The sequence below is a fragment of the Streptomyces anandii JCM 4720 genome (assembly GCF_014650655.1).
In the GTDB taxonomy this organism is placed as follows: Bacteria; Actinomycetota; Actinomycetes; order Streptomycetales; family Streptomycetaceae; genus Streptomyces; species Streptomyces anandii.
Map to the genome: position 1 here is coordinate 551,534 of NZ_BMVJ01000001.1, position 17,814 is coordinate 569,347.

The following is a 17,814-nucleotide window of genomic DNA, read 5'->3' on the forward strand; positions in this document are numbered from 1 at the left end:
GGTCGAGCTCCCGCGGCGACCAGTCGCCCTGGGCGCGCCGCACGTCCTCGGCGTGGACGTAGAACTCCACCGTGTTGGCGGCCTCGTCGACCTGCTTGAGCTGGAAGGGCGAGAAGCGCGGCGGGCCCGTGCGGATCAGCTGGATCAGTTCCTCGTACGGCTTCGCGGCGTACTCCTCCAGCACCTTCTCCAGCCGCGACGCCAGCGGCTTGATCAGTGCGCCCCCGGCCGCGTCCGGGCGGCGCTCGCGCACCACCACGTGCGCGGCGAGGTCACGGGTGCGCCACCCCTCGCACAGGGTGGGCGCCTCCGGACCGGCGGTCTCCAAGAGGTCGGCGAGCAGGAGCCGTTCACGCTTGGCAAAGGTCGACATGGAGTCAGCCTACGACCACACAGCGAGTCCGCCCACTGGACCGCCGCCCCTCGCGGCGCCCCGCGCGCGGCACAATGGCACCCATGACCAGCACGCCCAGCAGGCCCCCCGCCAGCAGCCTCGACCCGGAGATCGCCGCGCGCCTCAAGCGCAGCGGCGACGGGCTCCTCCCCGCGATCGCCCAGCAGTACGACACCGGCGAGGTGCTGATGCTCGGCTGGATGGACGACGAGGCGCTGCACCGCACCCTGACCACCGGCCGCTGCACCTACTGGTCGCGCAGCCGGCGCGAATACTGGGTCAAGGGCGACACCTCCGGGCACGTGCAGTGGGTCAAGTCCGTCGCCCTGGACTGCGACGCCGACACCGTGCTGGTCAAGGTGGACCAGGTCGGCGCGGCCTGCCACACCGGCGACCGCACCTGCTTCGACACCGACGTGCTGCTCAAGGACGCCGGTTCCGCCCCGGCCGCCGCGGATCAGTAGGGTCTGCCGCCATGGATCTCGAGACGTTCCGCAAGCTCGCCACCGACCGCAGGGTCATCCCGGTCACGCGCAAGCTCCTCGCCGACGGCGACACCCCGGTCGCGCTGTACCGCAAGCTCGCCGCCGAACGCCCCGGCACGTTCCTGCTGGAGTCCGCCGAGAACGGCCGCTCCTGGTCCCGGTACTCCTTCGTGGGCGTGCGCTCGGCCGCCACCCTGACCGCGCGGGACGGCCGCGCCCACTGGCTCGGCACCCCGCCCGTCGGCGTCCCCGTCGACGGCGACCCGCTCGCCGCCCTGCGCGCCACCATCGAGGCCCTGCACACCCCGCGCCAGGAGGGCCTGCCGCCCTTCACCGGCGGCATGGTCGGCTACCTCGGCTACGACATCGTGCGGCGCCTGGAGAAGATCGGCCCCGGCGAGCGCGACGACCTGCGGCTGCCCGAGCTGACCATGCTGCTCACCTCCGACCTCGCCGTCCTCGACCACTGGGACGGCACGGTGCTGCTGATCGCCAACGCGATCAATCACAACGACCTCGACACCGGCGTCGACGAGGCGTACGCCGACGCCGTGGCCCGCCTCGACGCGATGGAGGCGGACCTGTCCCGCGCGGTCGCCCAGCCGCCCGCCGCGCTGCCGCCGTCCGAGCTCCCCGAGTACACCGCGCTGTGGGGCGGCAAGGACTTCCAGGACGCCGTCGAGGACGTCAAGGAGCGCATCCGCGCGGGCGAGGCCTTCCAGGTGGTTCCCTCGCAGCGCTTCGAGACCCCGTGCGCGGCGAGCGCCCTGGACGTCTACCGGGTGCTGCGGGCCACCAACCCCTCGCCGTACATGTACCTGTTCCGCTTCGACGGCTTCGACGTCGTCGGCTCCTCGCCCGAGGCGCTGGTGAAGGTCGAGGACGGGCGGGCCATGGTCCACCCCATCGCGGGCACGCGCCCACGTGGGGCCACTCCCCAGGAGGACCAGGCCCTCGCCGACGAGCTGCTCGCCGACCCCAAGGAGCGCGCCGAGCACCTGATGCTCGTCGACCTCGGCCGCAACGACCTCGGCCGGGTCTGCGAGCCGGGCTCCGTCGAGGTCGTCGACTTCATGTCCGTCGAGCGGTACTCCCACGTGATGCACATCGTCTCGACCGTCACCGGCCGCGTCGCGGCGGGCCGCACCGCCTTCGACGTCCTGACGGCCTGCTTCCCGGCGGGCACCCTCTCCGGCGCCCCCAAGCCGCGCGCCATGCAGATCATCGACGAACTCGAGCCGTCCCGGCGCGGGCTGTACGGCGGCTGCGTGGGGTACCTCGACTTCGCCGGCGACTCCGACACCGCCATCGCGATCCGCACCGCCCTGCTGCGCGACGGCACGGCCTACGTCCAGGCCGGCGCCGGCATCGTCGCCGACTCCGACCCGGTCGCCGAGGACACCGAGTGCCGCAACAAGGCCGCCGCCGTCCTACGCGCCGTCCACACCGCCAACCACCTCCCCCGCTAGCCCCGTACGACGGCTCACGCACGACGGCGCGGACCGGACGGCGGGTTGCGCACGGCGCGGGCAGGTCGGGACGGCGGGTCGCGCAGGCCGTCGGCGGGCGGATCCGGCGGGTCGCGGGACCCGCCGACCGGCCGACTCGGCAGGGCGCGCACGCCGTCCGCCGCCGGACGGCCGGGCGGTGCCGTCGGCTGGGCGGGTGCGTCGCCGACGTGCCGGACGGTGGGGTGCGCGCCGGTCGGACGGGGCGCGCGCCGGCGGACGGAGGGGGGACCGCCCCGCCGTCGGACCGCCCCGCCGTCGGACGGAGGGGCAACCGCCGCTTGCGGTGCGGCCTTTCTCACCGAACCCCGGGTGACCGTTCGTCCGGGGTTCAGGCGATAGTGGAGTACGTGACTGCCGTACCTCACCCCCGTACCGAAGCCGCCGGCCCCGCCCGGCCCGGCCGCCGCAGCCTCGCCGTCGCCCTGCTGTGCGGCGCGCTCGGCGCGGCCGTGGCGCTGCTGGCCACCCGTCAGCGCTGGGCGGAGGGCACCGCGACGGTGGCCGGCGGGGACTTCCCGCTGACCGCCAAGGGCAGCGAGGTCACGGGTGTGCCCGCGGCGCTCGCCATAGTGAGCCTGGCCGCCCTCGTCGCCGTGTTCGCCGTCCGCCGCTCCGGCCGCCGCCTGGTCGCCGCTCTGCTCACCCTCTCGGGCGCCGGCACCGTCGGCGCGGCCCTGACCGGCGCGGGCAACGGCGCCGCGCTCGACGAGAAGGCCGCGCAGGCGTCCGGCGACACCGCCGCGACCGCCGCCGCGCTCAGCCACACCGGCTGGCCCTATGTGGCGGCCGCCGGCGGCGCGCTGATCCTGCTCGCCGGACTGCTCGCCCTGCGCTACGGCGGTCTGTGGCCCGCCATGTCCGGCCGCTACGAGCGCTCCGGGACGCCCCGCTCCCGCGCGCCCAAGGCCGTCGACCCCGACCGGCCCGAGGACCTCTGGAAGGCCCTGGACCGGGGCGAGGACCCGACCGGCACCGAACCGGCCTGACCGCCCGCCGCCGAGGCGGCCGGGCCGCCCCGGTGAGAGGGTGACGCGAGGGGCCACCCCCGGTCACGTCGCGTGCGCGCGTACGGGACAATGGGTCCGAGCGTCCGGCTCAGACACGTACAAGCAACGAGGAGCAAGTCATGGCGGGCAGCAGCCACGGTCACACCCCGGCCGCCTGGACCGGTGTCATCATCGCCTTCATCGGTTTCTGCGTCGCGGGCGCCTTCATGGTGATGGCCCAGCCGGTCGGCTTCTGGGTCGGCATCGGCATCGTGCTGCTCGGCGGTGTCGTCGGCGGCATCATGCGCATGATGGGCATGGGCCAGAAGAACGAGCACCCGGTGCACCAGGTCGCGGACAAGGGCCAGCCCGCCGGCGCCAAGGGCTGACGAGCACCACCCGGACCCGGCGCGCCCGGACGTGTCGTGAGCGGGACGAACGGGGAGGGGCGGCCCGGTGCCGCCCCTCACGCGCGCGTGCACGGCACACGGTGCACAATGCGAGGCGTGAACGCTGACAGCCGGAGGGTGACAGCCGGCAGCCCCACGGCGGCACCCGGCAGGCCGGCGACGGCACCGGGCAAGCCGGGGAACGGACCCGGCCCGGTGCCGCGGCTCGCGGTTCCCCTCGCGGTCCTGGCCGCCGTGGCCGCCGCCTTCGCCTACGTCGGAATGGTGGACCCCAACGAGCCCGGCCACTACCCCGTCTGCCCCCTCCTGCGCTACGCCGGGATCTACTGCCCCGGCTGCGGCGGCCTGCGCAGCGCCCACGCCTTCGTGCACGGCGACTTCGCCGCCGCCCTGCACGACAACGCCCTGGCCGTCGCCGGATACCTCGCCTTCGCCGTGGTCTGGACCGTGTGGGCCTTCCGTGCCGCCCGCGGGCGGCCGCTGCGCCTCGAACCCGGGCCGGCCCACCTGTGGGCCCTGGGCGGGCTGCTGCTGGCGTTCACCGTTGTCCGGAACCTGCCCTTCGGCGGCCTGCTCCACCCTTGATCGGCCCGCATATGTCCAGGTAGTGGGACCGCCGTCCACCGGATGCGAGGCCGGTGCCCCACTCCGGATACCATCGCAGTGACCACCGGTTTCGTCCGCTTGATCCACCGGATCGCCGGATCCGCGGCAGCGGGAGGCCGGGGGCCGTTCGACCCGCTGGATAAGTCAACCGTCTGGAAGGGGGCCGCTCGCGTGAGTGTGCTCGACGAGATCATCGACGGAGTCCGTGCCGACCTCGCGGAGCGGCAGGCGCGCGTCAGCCTCGACGAGCTCAAGGAGCGCGCGGCCAAGGCACCCGCCGCCAAGGACGGGGTGGCCGCGCTCAAGGGCGACGGCGTCAGGGTGATCTGCGAGGTCAAGCGCTCCAGCCCGTCCAAGGGCGCGCTGGCCGCGATCGCGGACCCGGCCGGCCTGGCCGCGGACTACGAGGCGGGCGGCGCCTCCGTCATCTCGGTCCTGACCGAGCAGCGGCGCTTCGGCGGCTCGCTGGACGACCTCGAGGCGGTCCGCGCCCGCGTCGACATCCCGGTGCTGCGCAAGGACTTCATCGTCACCTCGTACCAGCTGTGGGAGGCCCGGGCCTACGGCGCCGACCTCGCCCTCCTCATCGTCGCCGCCCTCGACCAGCCGGCTTTGGAGTCGCTGATCGAGCGCGCGGTGTCCATCGGACTCACCCCCCTCGTCGAGGTCCACGACGAGGAGGAGGTGGAGCGCGCGGTGGACGCCGGAGCCAAGGTGATCGGCGTCAACGCGCGCAACCTGAAGACGCTCAAGGTCGACCGCGACACCTTCGAGCGGGTCGCGCCGGAGATCCCCGGCCACCTCGTCCGCGTCGCCGAGTCGGGCGTGCGCGGCCCGCACGACCTGATCGCCTACGCCAACGCCGGCGCCGACGCCGTCCTCGTGGGCGAGTCCCTGGTCACCGGCCGCGACCCGAAGACCGCGGTCGCCGATCTGGTCGCCGCCGGGGCCCACCCCGCACTGCGGCACGGCCGGGGCTGAGACCCCCGGTAGGCTGGCCCCGATGACTCCCACCGTGACGACCGTGGACCGGCACGCCCGCCTGGCGCGCGGCTGCCGCCCCAGGGGCTGCCGTGCCCCCGCGAGGCGTGTCCACGGCCGCCGCGTGCGGTACGTCATCGGCGACGAACCGGGGCAGGTGAACGGGCGTCGATGGCAGCGCGCCCCGAAGGGGCGCGGGGAACTGCGCGACCGGCCGCACACGGCCTGAGGTCGTACGACAGCCTCCGCCCCCACGGCGATCAGTGTCATTTTCACGCACACTCACCGTGAGGTTCCGGCATGCCCAGCGAATTCTTCTTCCCTGACCCCACCGGTCAGGTGCCCAGTGCCGAGGGCTACTTCGGCGCGTTCGGCGGCAAGTTCATCCCCGAGGCGCTCGTCGCCGCCGTGGACGAGGTCGCCGTCGAGTACGACAAGGCGAAGGCCGACCCCGAGTTCGCGCGCGAACTCGACGACCTGCTCGTCCACTACACCGGGCGCCCCAGCGCCCTGACCGAGGTGCCGCGCTTCGCGGAGCACGCGGGCGGCGCCCGGGTCTTCCTCAAGCGCGAGGATCTCAACCACACCGGCTCGCACAAGATCAACAACGTGCTGGGCCAGGCCCTGCTGACCAAGCGGATGGGCAAGACCCGGGTGATCGCGGAGACCGGCGCCGGCCAGCACGGCGTGGCAACCGCCACCGCCTGCGCGCTCTTCGGCCTGGACTGCACGATCTACATGGGCGAGATCGACACCCGGCGCCAGGCCCTGAACGTGGCCCGCATGCGCATGCTCGGCGCCGAGGTCGTGGCCGTGAAGTCCGGCAGCCGCACCCTGAAGGACGCCATCAACGAGGCGTTCCGCGACTGGGTCGCCAACGTCGACCGCACCCACTACCTGTTCGGCACCGTGGCGGGCCCGCACCCCTTCCCCGCCATGGTCCGCGACTTCCACCGGGTCATCGGCGTCGAGGCCCGCCGCCAGCTCCTCGAGCGCGCCGGGCGCCTGCCCGACGCCGCGATCGCCTGCGTCGGCGGCGGCTCCAACGCCATCGGCCTCTTCCACGCCTTCATCCCCGACGAGGGCGTACGCCTCATCGGCTGCGAGCCCGCCGGGCACGGCGTGGAGACCGGCGAGCACGCGGCGACCCTGACCGCCGGCGAGCCCGGCATCCTGCACGGCTCCCGGTCCTACGTCCTCCAGGACGACGAGGGCCAGATCACCGAGCCGTACTCCATCTCGGCCGGCCTGGACTACCCGGGCATCGGCCCCGAGCACTCCTACCTCAAGGACTCGGGGCGCGGCGAGTACCGCGCGGTCACCGACGACGCGGCGATGCAGGCGCTGCGGCTGCTGTCGCGCACCGAGGGCATCATCCCGGCGATCGAGAGCGCCCACGCACTGGCCGGCGCCCTCGAGGTCGGCCGGGAGTTCGGCGGGGAGGGGCTCATCGTCGTCAACCTCTCCGGACGCGGCGACAAGGACATGGACACCGCGGCCCGCTACTTCGGGCTGTACGACACCGACGCCGAGGTGGCCGCGGACGCCGCCGACACCGCCGAGATCGAGGGGGACGCCAAGTGAGCGGCAACATCCAGCTGTTGACGGACACCCTCGCGGGCGCCAAGGCGGAGGGCCGCTCCGCGCTCATCGCCTACCTCCCGGCCGGCTTCCCCACCGTGGACGGCGGCATCGAGGCGATCAGGGCCGTCTTCGACGGCGGCGCGGACGTCGTGGAGGTCGGGCTGCCGCACAGCGACCCGGTGCTCGACGGCCCGGTCATCCAGACCGCCGACGACATCGCCCTGCGCGGCGGGGTCAGGATCGCCGACGTCATGCGCACGGTCCGCGAGGCACACGCGGCGACCGGCAAGCCGGTGCTGGTCATGACGTACTGGAACCCGATCGACCGCTACGGCGTCGAGCGGTTCACCAGTGAGCTCGCCGAGGCGGGCGGCGCCGGGTGCATCCTGCCCGACCTGCCGGTCCAGGAGTCGGCGCTGTGGCGGGAGCACGCCGAGAAGCACGGCCTCGCGACCGTCTTCGTGGTGGCGCCCAGCAGCAAGGACGAGCGGCTCGCCGAGATCACCGCGGCCGGCTCCGGCTTCGTCTACGCCGCCTCGCTCATGGGCGTCACCGGCACCCGTGAGTCGGTCGGCGCGCAGGCCCAGGACCTGGTGGAGCGCACCCGGGCCACCGGGACCGGCCTGCCGGTCTGCGTCGGCCTCGGCGTCTCCAGCCGCGCCCAGGCCGCCGAGGTCGCCGGCTTCGCCGACGGCGTGATCGTCGGCTCGGCCTTCGTCAAGCGGATGCTGGACGCCCCGGACCACGCGGCCGGCCTCGAGGCCGTGCGCGCCCTCGCGGGCGAGCTGGCGGCCGGGGTGCGCGGACGGGCGTAGAGCTCTCGATCACTCGAACGGGTGGACCTGGGACCGGGGAGGCGCAATGCGCCTCCCCGGTTCGTTCTGGGGGTGTGAGCGAGAAGAACCAGCACGGAAAGCGCACCGCCCGGGACCGGCTGGCGGCCGAGCGCGAGAAGCACAGGGCCGCGGAGCGGCGACGGCGCACGCTGATCATCGGCGCGAGCGTCGTCTGCGTCCTCGGCCTGGCCGCGGTGATCGGCGTGGTCGCCGCGAACTCCGGCAAGAGCAAGCCGGCCAAGGCAGGACCGGCCGTCGCCCCCTCGGGCGCACAGGGCAAGGACAGCCTCGCCATCCCGGTCGGCAAGGACGGCGCCAAGTCGACGCTCACCGTGTGGGAGGACTTCCGCTGCCCGGCCTGCCAGGCCTTCGAGACGGTCTACCGGCCGACGATCCACGAGCTGACGGACGCCGGCAAGCTCCGGGTCGAGTACCACCTGGTCAGGCTGATCGACGGCAACCTCGGCGGCACCGGCTCGCTGCGCGCGGCGAACGCCGCGGCCTGCGCCCAGGACGCCGGCAAGTTCACCGCGTACCACGACGTGCTCTACGAGAACCAGCCCAAGGAGACCGACGACGCCTTCGCGGACAACGACAAGCTGATCACCCTCGCCGGCAAGGCGAGCGGCCTGGACACCCCGGCCTTCCGCACCTGCGTGAAGAACGGCACGCACGACGCCTGGGTCGACAAGTCCCACCAGGCCTTCCAGTCCGGCGGCTTCTCGGGGACCCCGACCGTGCTCCTCAACGGCAAGAACATCATCCAGGACCACACGATGACCCCGGCGAAGCTGAAGCAGATGGTGGAGGCGGCCGACCAGGGATGACCGGGAAGAGGAAGCGGCGGCGGACCGTGCGGAGGGCCGCCCGTTATGGACCCGTAGCCGGGCTGTCCGACGTGGGCCCGCTCCGGCTGCGGTAGCGTCGACCCTGCCATGGAACTTGCCTACATTCCCAGCCCGTCGCGCGGGGTGCTGTACCTCGGCCCCATTCCGCTGCGCGGCTACGCGTTCTGCATCATCATCGGCGTCTTCGTCGCCGTCTGGCTCGGCAACAAGCGCTGGGTCGCCCGCGGCGGCCGGGCCGGCACGGTGGCCGACATCGCGGTCTGGGCCGTGCCGTTCGGCCTGGTCGGCGGCCGGCTCTACCACGTGATCACGGACTACGAGCTGTACTTCAGCGACGGCCGTGACTGGGTGGACGCCTTCAAGGTGTGGCAGGGCGGCCTCGGCATCTGGGGCGCGATCGCGCTCGGCGCGCTGGGCGCGTGGATCGGCGCCCGGCGCCGGGGCATCCCCATGCCCGCCTACGCCGACGCCGTCGCGCCGGGCATCGCCTTCGCGCAGGCGATCGGCCGCTGGGGCAACTGGTTCAACCAGGAGCTGTACGGCCGTCCGACGCACGTTCCGTGGGCGCTGCACATCACCTCCTCCGCCGAGGGCCGGGTGCCGGGGTACTACCACCCGACGTTCCTGTATGAATCGCTGTGGTGCGTCGGCGTCGGCCTCCTGGTCATCTGGGCCGACCGCCGGTTCCGGATGGGGCACGGCCGTGCCTTCGCCCTGTACGTCGCCGCGTACTGCGTGGGCCGCGGCTGGATCGAGTACATGCGTGTGGACGACGCCCACCACATCCTCGGCCTGAGGCTGAACGACTGGACGGCGCTGATCGTCTTCCTGCTCGCGGTGGCCTACATCTGGGTGTCCGCCAAGAAGCGGCCGGGCCGGGAGGCCGAGGTCGAGCCGGGCGCGGGCGACGGGACGGCCGCCGCGGACGCCGGCGACGCCGAGGGGACGGAGTCCGCCGGGTCCGGCTCCGCGACCGGCGCGCCGGACGAGAAGGCCGGGGACTCCGGGGACCGGAACACGGAAGACTCGGACTCCGGTCCACGGGACGAGGCCGGCGTCAAGGACGGCGCCGGCTCGGCGAAGCAGGGCTGACGAACGGCCGTGGAACAGTCGTAGGACAGTCGCAGGACGGCCGGAGAGCAGTCGTAGGCGACGAGGGCGCCCCGGAGGAAACCGGGGCGCCCTCGTCGTGCTCGCCGTGCGGGATCAGCATCTGCGGGCCAGCGCCAGGGTGCGCCGGGCCGCCGCGACCACGGCCGCGTCCACGAAGCGGCCGTCCGGGAGCGCCTGCGCGCCCCGGTCCATGGTGGCCGCCTTGATGATCGTCTCTGCCTCCTCCAGCTCGCGGTCGGTCGGCAGATAGGCGCGCTCGATGATCGGAAGCTGGCGGGGGTGGATGGCCGCCCGGCCGAGGAAACCCAGCGCGCGGCCGTGCGCGCAGGAGGCGGCCAGGCCTTCCAGATCGCGGATGTCGGGGTGCACCGACTGCGGGGGCGGCGGCAGACCGGCCGCCCGGGCGGCCACCACGACCCGGGCCCGGCACCAGTCCAGCCCCGAGTCCCGTCGCACGCCCAGGTCGGCCCGCAGATCCGCCTCACCGATCGACACCCCGCACAGCGACGGATGCGCGGAGGCGATGGCGTAGGCGTGCTCGATGGCCAGGGCCGTCTCGAGGAGGGCGTGGAGCGGCGGTCCCGGTCCGAGGGCGTGCGCCGCGGCCGCGGTGCCCGGACGCGCCCATGCGGTGGCCGGGTCGGTGGCCAGGGCGATGCGCACGATCTGGGCGGGCGTGCTCACCTTGGGCACGCGCAGGCCGGCCAGACCCGGCCGGTGGGCCACCACCGCGAGGTCGGCGGCCGCGAGCGGTCCGTCCACGGCGTTGATCCGCACATGCACCGGGACCGGCGGCGGTTCGCTCAGCAGCTCGGCGGTGGCCGCGCGGGCGTACTCCTTGCGGTCGGGCGCGACCGCGTCCTCCAGGTCGATCACCACCACGTCGGCCCCGCTGCAGAGCGCCTTGGCCACGATGTGGGGGCGGTCGCCGGGGACGTAGAGCCAGGTCAGCGGGAAGAGGGCGGTGGCCGTCACAGGGCGCCCTCCGCGCGCAGCGCGGCCAGTTCCTCCGGGGTCAGGCCCAGCTCCGTCAGCACCGCGTCGGTGTCCGCGCCGTGCGGGCGGCCCGCCCAGCGGATCGCGCCGGGGGTGGCCGAGAGCCGGAAGAGCACGTTCTGCATGCGCATCCGGCCGAGCTGCGGGTCGTACAGCGTGGTCAGGGTGCCGAGGGCCTGGTACTGCGGGTCGGCCATCACGTCCCGGACGTCCTGGATCGGCGCGATCGCCGCCTCGGCCTTCTCGAAGGCCTCCATCACCTCGGTGCGGGTGTGCCGGGCGATCCAGCCGCCCACCGCCTCGTCGAGCACGTCGGCGTGCTCGGCCCGCTCGGCGCCGGTGGCGAACCACGGCTCGTCGATCAGCTCCGGGCGGCCCACCAGCCGCAGCACGCGCTCCGCCACCGACTGGGCCGAGGTGGACACCGCCACCCAGGTGCCGTCCGAGGTGCGGTAGGTGTTGCGCGGGGCGTTGTTCTGGGTGCGGTTGCCGGTGCGCGGCTGGACGTAGCCGAGCTGGTCGTACCAGAGGGGCTGGGGGCCGAGAACGGTCAGGATCGGCTCGATGATCGCCATGTCGACGATCTGTCCCTCGCCGGTGCGCTCCCGCGCCGCGAGCGCCGTCATCACCGCGTACGCCGTCGCCAGGCCAGCGATCGAGTCGGCGAGCCCGAACGGCGGGAGGGTCGGCGGGGAGTCCGGTTCGCCGGTGATCGCCGCGAAGCCGCTCATCGCCTCGGCCAGGGTGCCGAAGCCGGGCCGGGAGGCGTACGGGCCGAACTGGCCGAAGCCGGTGACCCGGGCGAGCACCAGGCGCGGGTTGACCGCCGACAGCTCCGGCCAGCCCAGCTCCCAGCGCTCCAGGGTGCCGGGCCGGAAGTTCTCGACGACGACGTCCGCGGTGGCGGCCAGGCGCAGCAGGGTGCGGCGGCCGCCCGGCTTGGACAGGTCCAGGGTGATGGTGCGCTTGTTGCGGCCGAGCAGCTTCCACCACAGGCCGACCCCGTCCTTCGCCGGGCCGTGGCCGCGGGACGGGTCGGGCTTGGCGGGGTGCTCCACCTTGACGACCTCGGCGCCGAAGTCGCCGAGCATCATGGCGGCGATGGGTCCCGCGAACAGGGTGGCGAGGTCCAGCACCCTGAGACCGGCGAGCGGCGCGGCGGGCTCTGGCGCGGCTTGTGCGGCGGGCTCTGGCGCGGCTGGTGCGGCGGGCTCTGGCGCGGCTGGTGCGGCGGGCTCCGTCGACGTCTGTGCGGTGGGCTCCGGTACGGGCGGTTGCGGCGTCATGGGCGCAGCGCCTCCAGATGGGTGAGCCGGGCCAGGGCGTCGAAGCCGGTGCCGTTGAAGTCGCCGACGGAGGTGGCGAGCCGGTTCTTCAGCGGCGCCGTCCAGCGGTCGGGCAGGGCGGCGGGGGACCCGGCGAGGAGGGCCGCGACCGAACCGGCGGTCGCGCCGCAGGAGTCGGTGTCCCAGCCGCCGGAGACCACCCGGCACACGGAGCCCGTGAAGTCGCCGTCCGCGTGGGTGAGGGCGGCCGCGATCAGCGCGGTGTTGGGAACGGCGTGGACCCAGTGGCAGGTGCCGGAGTGCGTGGCGTGCAGTTCGTCCACGACGGTCTCGAAGTCCCGGTGCTCGGCGGCGAGTCGAATGGCCTGGCGGACCGCGCGGGCCAGGCGGGAGCCGGGCGGTACGACGCTCAGGCCGGCGGCCAGGCAGCCGTGCACGTCCTTGTCGCCGCCCGCCGCGGCCGCGATCACGGCGGCGGCGAACATCGCGGCGTAGACGCCGTTGGCGGTGTGGGTGAGGGCGGCGTCGCGGTGCGCCTGGGCGGCGGCGGCCGCCGGGTCGCCCGGGTTGGTCCAGCCGTGCACGTCGGCGCGGATCAGCGCGCCGATCCACTCGCGGAAGGGGTTGCGGTGGCGGGCGGTGTGCGGGGGGTCGATGCCGAGGAGGAGGTTGCGGTAGGCGACGCGTTCGGCGGTGAAGGCGCGGCCGGCGGGCAGTTCGTCCAGCCAGAGGCGGGCCACGTCGGTGGTGGTGAAGCCGCGGCCGTGACGCTGCAGCAGAAGGAGGTTGAGCAGCGCGTAGTTCAGGTCGTCGTCCTCGGGCATGCCGTCGATGTTCTCGGCGAGGCTCGTGGCGGCGGAGCGGGTGTTCCACGGGTACTTGGCGGCCAGGTCCTCGGGGACGCCCCGCGCCGTGAACCAGGTGGTCAGCGGCCAGTTTCCGGTGGCGCGGGCGAGTTGACGGATGCCGTCGAGGGGCAGCTTCTCGACGGGCTTGCCGAGCAGGCACCCGGCGGCCCGCCCGAGCCAGGCGGCCTCCAGCCGGCCGGGGTACGAGGGGTCCGCGTGGTTCCGGGCCGGCGGGGCCGGCCAGTCGGGGCACAGGGACCTGATCCTGCCGAGGTCGGTCGGCTCCGCGTCCGCCAACCGGCTGGGCAGCTCGGCCAGTTCGTCCAGCAGGTCCTCCGCCAGCAGACGCAGATAGCGTGAGGCGCGCTGCGGCGAGGCGCCCGCCCGGGCCGGTGCGTCGGGGCCGCCGGCGGCCCGCCACCTGGCCGCGACCGCGGCCGGCTCGCGGCCGTCCTGCACGGCCTGGCGCAGTTCATGGCCGAGCAGGTCCTCCGGCTGGACCCAGGTCAGTCGGAGCATTCCGCGCCTCCCATCCCGGCGAACGCCCGCTCGTGGGCGCGCCGTCGGCGTACGTCCGCGGCGAACACCTCCCGGGCCACCCCGGTCAGCGTGCGCGCCGGCTCCCACAGGTCCAGACGGCTGGCCTCGGCCACCGTCTTCGCCCAGTCCTCCGGGACCGGCGAGCCCAGCGCTCCCGCCAGCGCCCCGGCCATCGTCGCGATGGAGTCGCAGTCGCGTCCGTAGTTCACCGCGCCGAGGACGGTCTCGCGGAAGCAGCCGCCCGCCACCGTCAGCATGCCCAGCGCGACGGGCAGTTCCTCGATCGCGTGCAGACGGGACGGGCGGCGGGCGCCGAGCGAGGGGCTGCGGTAGTCGGGGCCGACCGTGTCGTACGGCGCCACGGCCTGCCGCAGCGGGGCCAGCGCCGACTCGAAGTCCGAGTGCCGGGCGGCCACTTCGCAGACCTTCTCGATCGCGGCGCGGGTGCCGTCCTTGGCCAGGGACAGACAGGCCGTCACCACCGAGTCCGCGGTGGCCCCCGGCGAGCAGGCCGCCGCCACGCCCGCCGCGAACACGCCCGCCGCCTCCCGGCCGTAGGACGACTGGTGGGCGCCGGCCACGTCGAGCGCCTCGGCGTAGGCCGCCCGCGCATTGGCCGCGTTGACCAGGCCGACCGGGGCCATGTACATCGCCGCCCCGCAGTTGACGATGTTGCCGACGCCGGCCTCGCGGGGGTCGGCGTGGCCGTAGTGCAGCCGGGCCACCAGCCACTTCTCCGCGAGGAAGACGCGGTGCAGCGGCAGCGCCTCCGCCTCCAGCTCCGGGATCCAGCGCGGGTTGGTCATCAGGTCCGGGACCAGGTGGTCGGCGAGGGCGTAGGCGTCCAGGTGGTCGCGGACCCGTGCGTAGACCCGTACCAGGGCGTGGGTCATGAGGGTGTCGTCGGTGACGTGTCCGTCGCCCTTGTGGTACGGGGCGAGGGGGCGCGCGGTGCGCCAGTCGTCGCCGTGCCAGGGGCCGACCACGCCGTGCACGCGGCCGCCGTGGCGCTGCAGGATCTGGTCGGGGGAGTACCCCTCGACGGGACCGCCGAGCGCGTCGCCGACGGCCGCGCCGACGAGTGCGCCGGTGATCCGCTCCTCCAGCGTCGCGCCCCCGGCGGCACTGGGGCCGTGTGCGCTGCGGACCGCGCCTCGGCTCTGTTCTCCTTTGGGCGTCATGCCCGGAATCATCCTCCTGGTGCGGCCGGTTGTGCGGCTTCCAGGAGTCCGGCGAGTTCCACCAGATCCGTTCCGGTCAATCGGGGCAGTACGCAGCCGGAGAGGGTGCGGCAGGCCTCCCGCCAGGGGTCGGGGATCGCCGCGGCGCCGCCCAGCGTGCCGGTCAGGGCGCCGGTGAGGGCGGGCGCGGAGTCGGCGAGCCGGGACAGACACGCCGCCGCGGGCAGTGCCTCCGCGATCCGGCCGCCGGCCGCCCACGTCAGCGCGAGGGCGACCGGGACGGTCTCGGCGGCGGCGACGCCGTAGCTGTAGACGTGGTCGACGATCCGGTGCTCCAGCAGGGGCACGAGCGCGAACGCGCTCCCGCAGGTGACGGCGAGGTCCAGCGCGTGACGGGCGTTGCGCCCGATCTCGCTCCCCTCGGGCAGCTCGGCGAGCGCCGCGGTGACGCAGTCCGCGACCCCCGCGCCGGCCAGCGCCGAGGCGACCGCCGCCGCCATCGCCCGGGCCCCGTGCACTCCATCGCCGTCCTGGGTGTAGCGGGCGTCGAACTCGGCGAGCGCGGCCGCGCCACGGGGGGCGCCCGGGTGGGCCACGGCCAGGACGCAGGCCCGTACGCAGGCCGCGTCGTCGAAGTGGTGCGGGTTGTCGTGCCCGGCGGCGGGCGGCCGCACCCCGGCGGCCAGGTTCCCGAGCCCGGCCCGCACCGAGATACGCGCCCGCACCGGCAGCGCACCCGGATCGTCCCCGGCCCCGTGCACCGCCCCCGCGACCTCCGCGGCCACCGCGGCCCACGCCAGATCGAGAGCCACCCGTATCCGGCCGTCCCGGCCGTCCCGGTCAGGTTCACGGGGCGCACCTGGGGCGTCGGGCCCGTGGGGGTCGCTGCCGCCGTCGGCGCGGAGTATCGCCCGGGCTGCGAAGGCCGCCCACTCGGCGTCGTCGGAGGGGCCGAGCCGGAGGGGTTCCGGGGGCTGGTTGAGGGCGAGGGGTACGGGGAGGGTGGTGGTCGCGTTGTGCTCGGCGAAGGTGTCCAGTTCGCGGGTGAGCCGGCGGGTCCAGCCGGGCATGCGTGCGGCGCGGTGCCGTGCGGCGGGCCAGCCGGCCGCGTCGCCCGCGGCCAGCCCCAGCAGCAGCCCCTCCACCCGGCGCGTCACGGCCCGGTCTCGCCGTCGTCAGCGCTGAGAACGCAGCGCCAGGGCCCGGCCCCCGGCTCCGCCTCAGGACGCAGGACGGCCTCGGGCCGCACGAGCGCGTCCGCGTGCACGGGGGCCTCCGGCCGTACAGCCGCGTCCGCCGGTACAAGTGCGTCCGCCGGTACGAGCGCGTCCGCCGGTATGGGTGCGTCCGGCCGTACCGGCGCCTTCGGCCGTACAGCCGCGTCCGCCGGTACGAGCGCCTCCGGGGGTACGAGTGTCTTCCCCTCCGCCGCCCTCGCCAGCAGCAAGTCCGCCAAGGCCACCATGTGGCGGCCCCTCATCGCGGGCAGGCAGTTGCCGAGGGCCGGGCCGATGGGGGCGGACCACTCGGCGGGGATGGCGGCGGCGCCCCGGGTCGCGCCCGCGAGGGCTCCGGCGATCGCGGCCGTGGTGTCGGCGTCACGGCCCATGTTCACGGCGGTGAGGACCGTCTCGCGGAAGTCGCCGTCGGCGGCGGCGTAGGCGCCGAAGGCGAGGGCCACCGCCTCCGGGGCCAGGTCGGTCCACGGATAGCCCGTGACGACCGCCGCGGAGCGGATCGCGTCCTCGCCCCGGTGGGCCACCGCCACGGCCCGGCGCAGTGAACGCGCGGTCCAGGAGTCGTCCGGGACGGCGGCCAGGCCGGCCGCCACCACCGCGACCGGCGGCGCGCCCGCCATCGCCGCAGCGACCCCGGCCGCCACCGCCCGGCCGCCGTGGACGCCCTCGCCCTCGTGACTGACCGCGCCGTCGATCGCGACCAGACGGGCGGCCTCGGCCGGGCGCCCGGCGGCGAACACCCCGAAGGGCGCCGCCCGCATGGCGAGCCCGTCGCTCCATGGGTGCCGGTGCTGGGCGGAGACGGGTGCGTGCAGGCCCCGCCGGAGGTTCTCCAGCGTGCCCCGCTCGCTGAACCCGGCGCCCCGGAAGGCGCCCTCGGCGCGGCCGGCGATCAGCTCCCGCCAGGCCGACTCCACCAGCGCGGGAGTGAGCGCGGCGCCGTGCCGGGCCAGCAGCAGGCCGGAGAAGAGGGCGTACTCGGTGTCGTCGGTGCCGGCCGGGTGCTCGCTGACGTATCCGCTGACACGGCCCCAGCGGGCCCGGATCTCGGACGGTTCCAGGTTCTCGGCGGGCGCCCCGAGCGCGTCCCCCACGGCGAGGCCGAGCAGCGCCCCGCGCGCCCGCGCGCGCAGCGGCAGGGCGAGTGCGGCGGAGGCCGGGGGAGAGGCGGTCGCCGGGATCATCGCGGGCTCTCCTCTCCGGGGGCGCGGGAGCGGGCGCGGAGCCCTTGGCGGATCTGTCCCCGGCGGAGGCCGCCGTGCAGCCTCATCGGGCACAGCGTCACCCGTACGACATCTGTACGGCACACTGCTCAAAAGAGCGCAGGAAAGCAAAACCGCAGGTTAGCCCAGCCTTTCCTTGCTGGCGACGGAGAAATTTCAGGCGTAGGTTCAGTGTTGTCGAAAAGTAGAACTCGTCCAAAAGCAAGCCTTGCCTAAGCTCCACCACTGGGGGACAACTCATGGCCATCCTCGACACCGAGGCCACGCTCCACGTTGCGCACCGCGACAACCACACGCACCGTGACGTGAACGGCGGCTGGCTGCGCCCGGCGGTCTTCGGCGCGATGGACGGCCTGGTCTCCAACCTCGCCCTGATGACCGGTGTCGCCGGCGGCGCCGTGAGTCAGCACACCATCATCCTCACCGGCCTCGCGGGCCTGGCCGCGGGCGCCTTCTCGATGGCCGCCGGCGAGTACACCTCCGTCGCCTCCCAGCGCGAGCTGGTCGAGGCCGAGCTGGACGTCGAGCGGCGCGAGCTGCGCAAGCACCCGCAGGACGAGGAGGACGAGCTCGCCGCGCTGTACGTGGCGCGGGGCGTGGAGCCCGAGCTGGCCCGCGAGGTCGCCCGCCAGCTGTCCAAGGACCCCGAGCAGGCGCTGGAGATCCACGCCCGCGAGGAGCTGGGCATCGACCCCGGCGACCTGCCCTCGCCGCTGGTCGCGGCGGTCTCCTCCTTCGGGTCGTTCGC

General features: G+C 74.6%; 19 protein-coding genes. 12 read left to right on the forward strand and 7 right to left on the reverse strand.

All coding sequences use genetic code 11. The annotated features are described in order from the left end of the window. Window positions 1–373: TIGR03085 family metal-binding protein (locus IE249_RS35935; protein ID WP_229857282.1), on the reverse strand; the 373-nt coding region annotated here is incomplete at its 3' end. Window positions 374–456: 83 nt separating this feature from the next. On the opposite strand from IE249_RS35935, the gene hisI reads away from it, so the two are divergent. The 11 genes from hisI (at window position 457) to lgt (ending at window position 9,733) form a co-directional block, all read left to right on the forward strand. After that, complete coding sequence (gene hisI / locus IE249_RS02495; RefSeq protein ID WP_189703082.1) at window positions 457–858, forward strand: phosphoribosyl-AMP cyclohydrolase; 402 nt, start codon at window positions 457–459, stop codon at window positions 856–858. Between the two features lie 11 nt (window positions 859–869). Next, window positions 870–2,348, forward strand: coding sequence for an anthranilate synthase component I (locus tag IE249_RS02500; RefSeq protein ID WP_189703083.1), 1,479 nt, complete (start codon window positions 870–872; stop codon window positions 2,346–2,348). 380 nt (window positions 2,349–2,728) lie between these two features. Beyond that, window positions 2,729–3,376, forward strand: a complete 648-nt coding sequence (locus IE249_RS02505) for a TIGR02234 family membrane protein (RefSeq protein WP_189703084.1) — start codon at window positions 2,729–2,731, stop codon at window positions 3,374–3,376. A gap of 140 nt (window positions 3,377–3,516) precedes the next feature. Next, on the forward strand, window positions 3,517–3,765 hold the full coding sequence (locus IE249_RS02510; protein ID WP_189703085.1) for an HGxxPAAW family protein: 249 nt from the start codon (window positions 3,517–3,519) through the stop codon (window positions 3,763–3,765). Window positions 3,766–3,873: 108 nt separating this feature from the next. Further along, window positions 3,874–4,371 (forward strand): DUF2752 domain-containing protein, encoded by a 498-nt coding sequence (locus IE249_RS02515; protein ID WP_189703086.1) that lies wholly within the window; start codon window positions 3,874–3,876, stop codon window positions 4,369–4,371. A gap of 192 nt (window positions 4,372–4,563) precedes the next feature. Then, complete coding sequence (trpC, locus tag IE249_RS02520) at window positions 4,564–5,373, forward strand: indole-3-glycerol phosphate synthase TrpC (protein ID WP_189703087.1); 810 nt, start codon at window positions 4,564–4,566, stop codon at window positions 5,371–5,373. A 22-nt stretch (window positions 5,374–5,395) separates the two neighbouring features. Further along, on the forward strand, window positions 5,396–5,602 hold the full coding sequence (trpM, locus tag IE249_RS02525) for a tryptophan biosynthesis modulator TrpM (RefSeq protein ID WP_189703088.1): 207 nt from the start codon (window positions 5,396–5,398) through the stop codon (window positions 5,600–5,602). Window positions 5,603–5,673: 71 nt separating this feature from the next. Continuing rightward, window positions 5,674–6,957, forward strand: coding sequence for a tryptophan synthase subunit beta (trpB, locus tag IE249_RS02530; protein WP_189703089.1), 1,284 nt, complete (start codon window positions 5,674–5,676; stop codon window positions 6,955–6,957). Then, window positions 6,954–7,772, forward strand: a complete 819-nt coding sequence (trpA, locus tag IE249_RS02535; protein ID WP_189703090.1) for a tryptophan synthase subunit alpha — start codon at window positions 6,954–6,956, stop codon at window positions 7,770–7,772. Before trpB ends, trpA begins: the two co-directional genes overlap by 4 nt. A gap of 74 nt (window positions 7,773–7,846) precedes the next feature. Beyond that, window positions 7,847–8,620: a DsbA family protein gene (locus tag IE249_RS02540; RefSeq protein WP_189703091.1), complete on the forward strand. Its 774-nt coding sequence runs from the start codon at window positions 7,847–7,849 to the stop codon at window positions 8,618–8,620. Between the two features lie 108 nt (window positions 8,621–8,728). After that, window positions 8,729–9,733, forward strand: coding sequence for a prolipoprotein diacylglyceryl transferase (gene lgt / locus IE249_RS02545; RefSeq protein WP_189703092.1), 1,005 nt, complete (start codon window positions 8,729–8,731; stop codon window positions 9,731–9,733). A gap of 114 nt (window positions 9,734–9,847) precedes the next feature. Here the strand turns inward: lgt and IE249_RS02550 are convergent, their stop codons facing one another. The 6 genes from IE249_RS02550 to IE249_RS02575 are packed head-to-tail and all read right to left on the reverse strand — an operon-like array spanning window position 9,848 to window position 17,027. Then, window positions 9,848–10,729: an HpcH/HpaI aldolase/citrate lyase family protein gene (locus tag IE249_RS02550; RefSeq protein ID WP_189703093.1), complete on the reverse strand. Its 882-nt coding sequence runs from the start codon at window positions 10,727–10,729 to the stop codon at window positions 9,848–9,850. Then, on the reverse strand, window positions 10,726–12,036 hold the full coding sequence (locus IE249_RS02555) for a CaiB/BaiF CoA transferase family protein (RefSeq protein WP_229857285.1): 1,311 nt from the start codon (window positions 12,034–12,036) through the stop codon (window positions 10,726–10,728). The genes IE249_RS02550 and IE249_RS02555 overlap by 4 nt, the downstream gene beginning before the upstream one ends. Next, complete coding sequence (locus IE249_RS02560) at window positions 12,033–13,403, reverse strand: ADP-ribosylglycohydrolase family protein (RefSeq protein WP_189703095.1); 1,371 nt, start codon at window positions 13,401–13,403, stop codon at window positions 12,033–12,035. Before IE249_RS02560 ends, IE249_RS02555 begins: the two co-directional genes overlap by 4 nt. Beyond that, complete coding sequence (locus IE249_RS02565; protein WP_189703096.1) at window positions 13,391–14,605, reverse strand: ADP-ribosylglycohydrolase family protein; 1,215 nt, start codon at window positions 14,603–14,605, stop codon at window positions 13,391–13,393. Before IE249_RS02565 ends, IE249_RS02560 begins: the two co-directional genes overlap by 13 nt. Window positions 14,606–14,613: 8 nt before the next feature. Further along, on the reverse strand, window positions 14,614–15,762 hold the full coding sequence (locus tag IE249_RS02570; protein WP_189703097.1) for an ADP-ribosylglycohydrolase family protein: 1,149 nt from the start codon (window positions 15,760–15,762) through the stop codon (window positions 14,614–14,616). Next, complete coding sequence (locus IE249_RS02575; protein ID WP_229857287.1) at window positions 15,759–17,027, reverse strand: ADP-ribosylglycohydrolase family protein; 1,269 nt, start codon at window positions 17,025–17,027, stop codon at window positions 15,759–15,761. The genes IE249_RS02570 and IE249_RS02575 overlap by 4 nt, the downstream gene beginning before the upstream one ends. A 278-nt stretch (window positions 17,028–17,305) precedes the next feature. On the opposite strand from IE249_RS02575, the gene IE249_RS02580 reads away from it, so the two are divergent. Further along, the coding region (locus tag IE249_RS02580; protein WP_229857290.1) for a VIT1/CCC1 transporter family protein at window positions 17,306–17,814 on the forward strand (509 nt) is incomplete at its 3' end.

What these genes read in the sequence shown, in the direction of transcription:
- IE249_RS02575 (WP_229857287.1), bottom strand. Translation starts at nt 17,027, where the DNA reads ATGATCCCGGCGACCGCCTCTCCCCCGGCCTCCGCCGCACTCGCCCTG.
- hisI (WP_189703082.1), top strand. Translation starts at nt 457, where the DNA reads ATGACCAGCACGCCCAGCAGGCCCCCCGCCAGCAGCCTCGACCCGGAG.
- IE249_RS02515 (WP_189703086.1), top strand. Translation starts at nt 3,874, where the DNA reads ATGCGAGGCGTGAACGCTGACAGCCGGAGGGTGACAGCCGGCAGCCCC.
- IE249_RS02555 (WP_229857285.1), bottom strand. Translation starts at nt 12,036, where the DNA reads ATGACGCCGCAACCGCCCGTACCGGAGCCCACCGCACAGACGTCGACG.
- IE249_RS02565 (WP_189703096.1), bottom strand. Translation starts at nt 14,605, where the DNA reads ATGACGCCCAAAGGAGAACAGAGCCGAGGCGCGGTCCGCAGCGCACAC.
- lgt (WP_189703092.1), top strand. Translation starts at nt 8,729, where the DNA reads ATGGAACTTGCCTACATTCCCAGCCCGTCGCGCGGGGTGCTGTACCTC.
- IE249_RS02560 (WP_189703095.1), bottom strand. Translation starts at nt 13,403, where the DNA reads ATGCTCCGACTGACCTGGGTCCAGCCGGAGGACCTGCTCGGCCATGAA.
- trpB (WP_189703089.1), top strand. Translation starts at nt 5,674, where the DNA reads ATGCCCAGCGAATTCTTCTTCCCTGACCCCACCGGTCAGGTGCCCAGT.
- trpM (WP_189703088.1), top strand. Translation starts at nt 5,396, where the DNA reads ATGACTCCCACCGTGACGACCGTGGACCGGCACGCCCGCCTGGCGCGC.
- IE249_RS02510 (WP_189703085.1), top strand. Translation starts at nt 3,517, where the DNA reads ATGGCGGGCAGCAGCCACGGTCACACCCCGGCCGCCTGGACCGGTGTC.
- IE249_RS02500 (WP_189703083.1), top strand. Translation starts at nt 870, where the DNA reads ATGGATCTCGAGACGTTCCGCAAGCTCGCCACCGACCGCAGGGTCATC.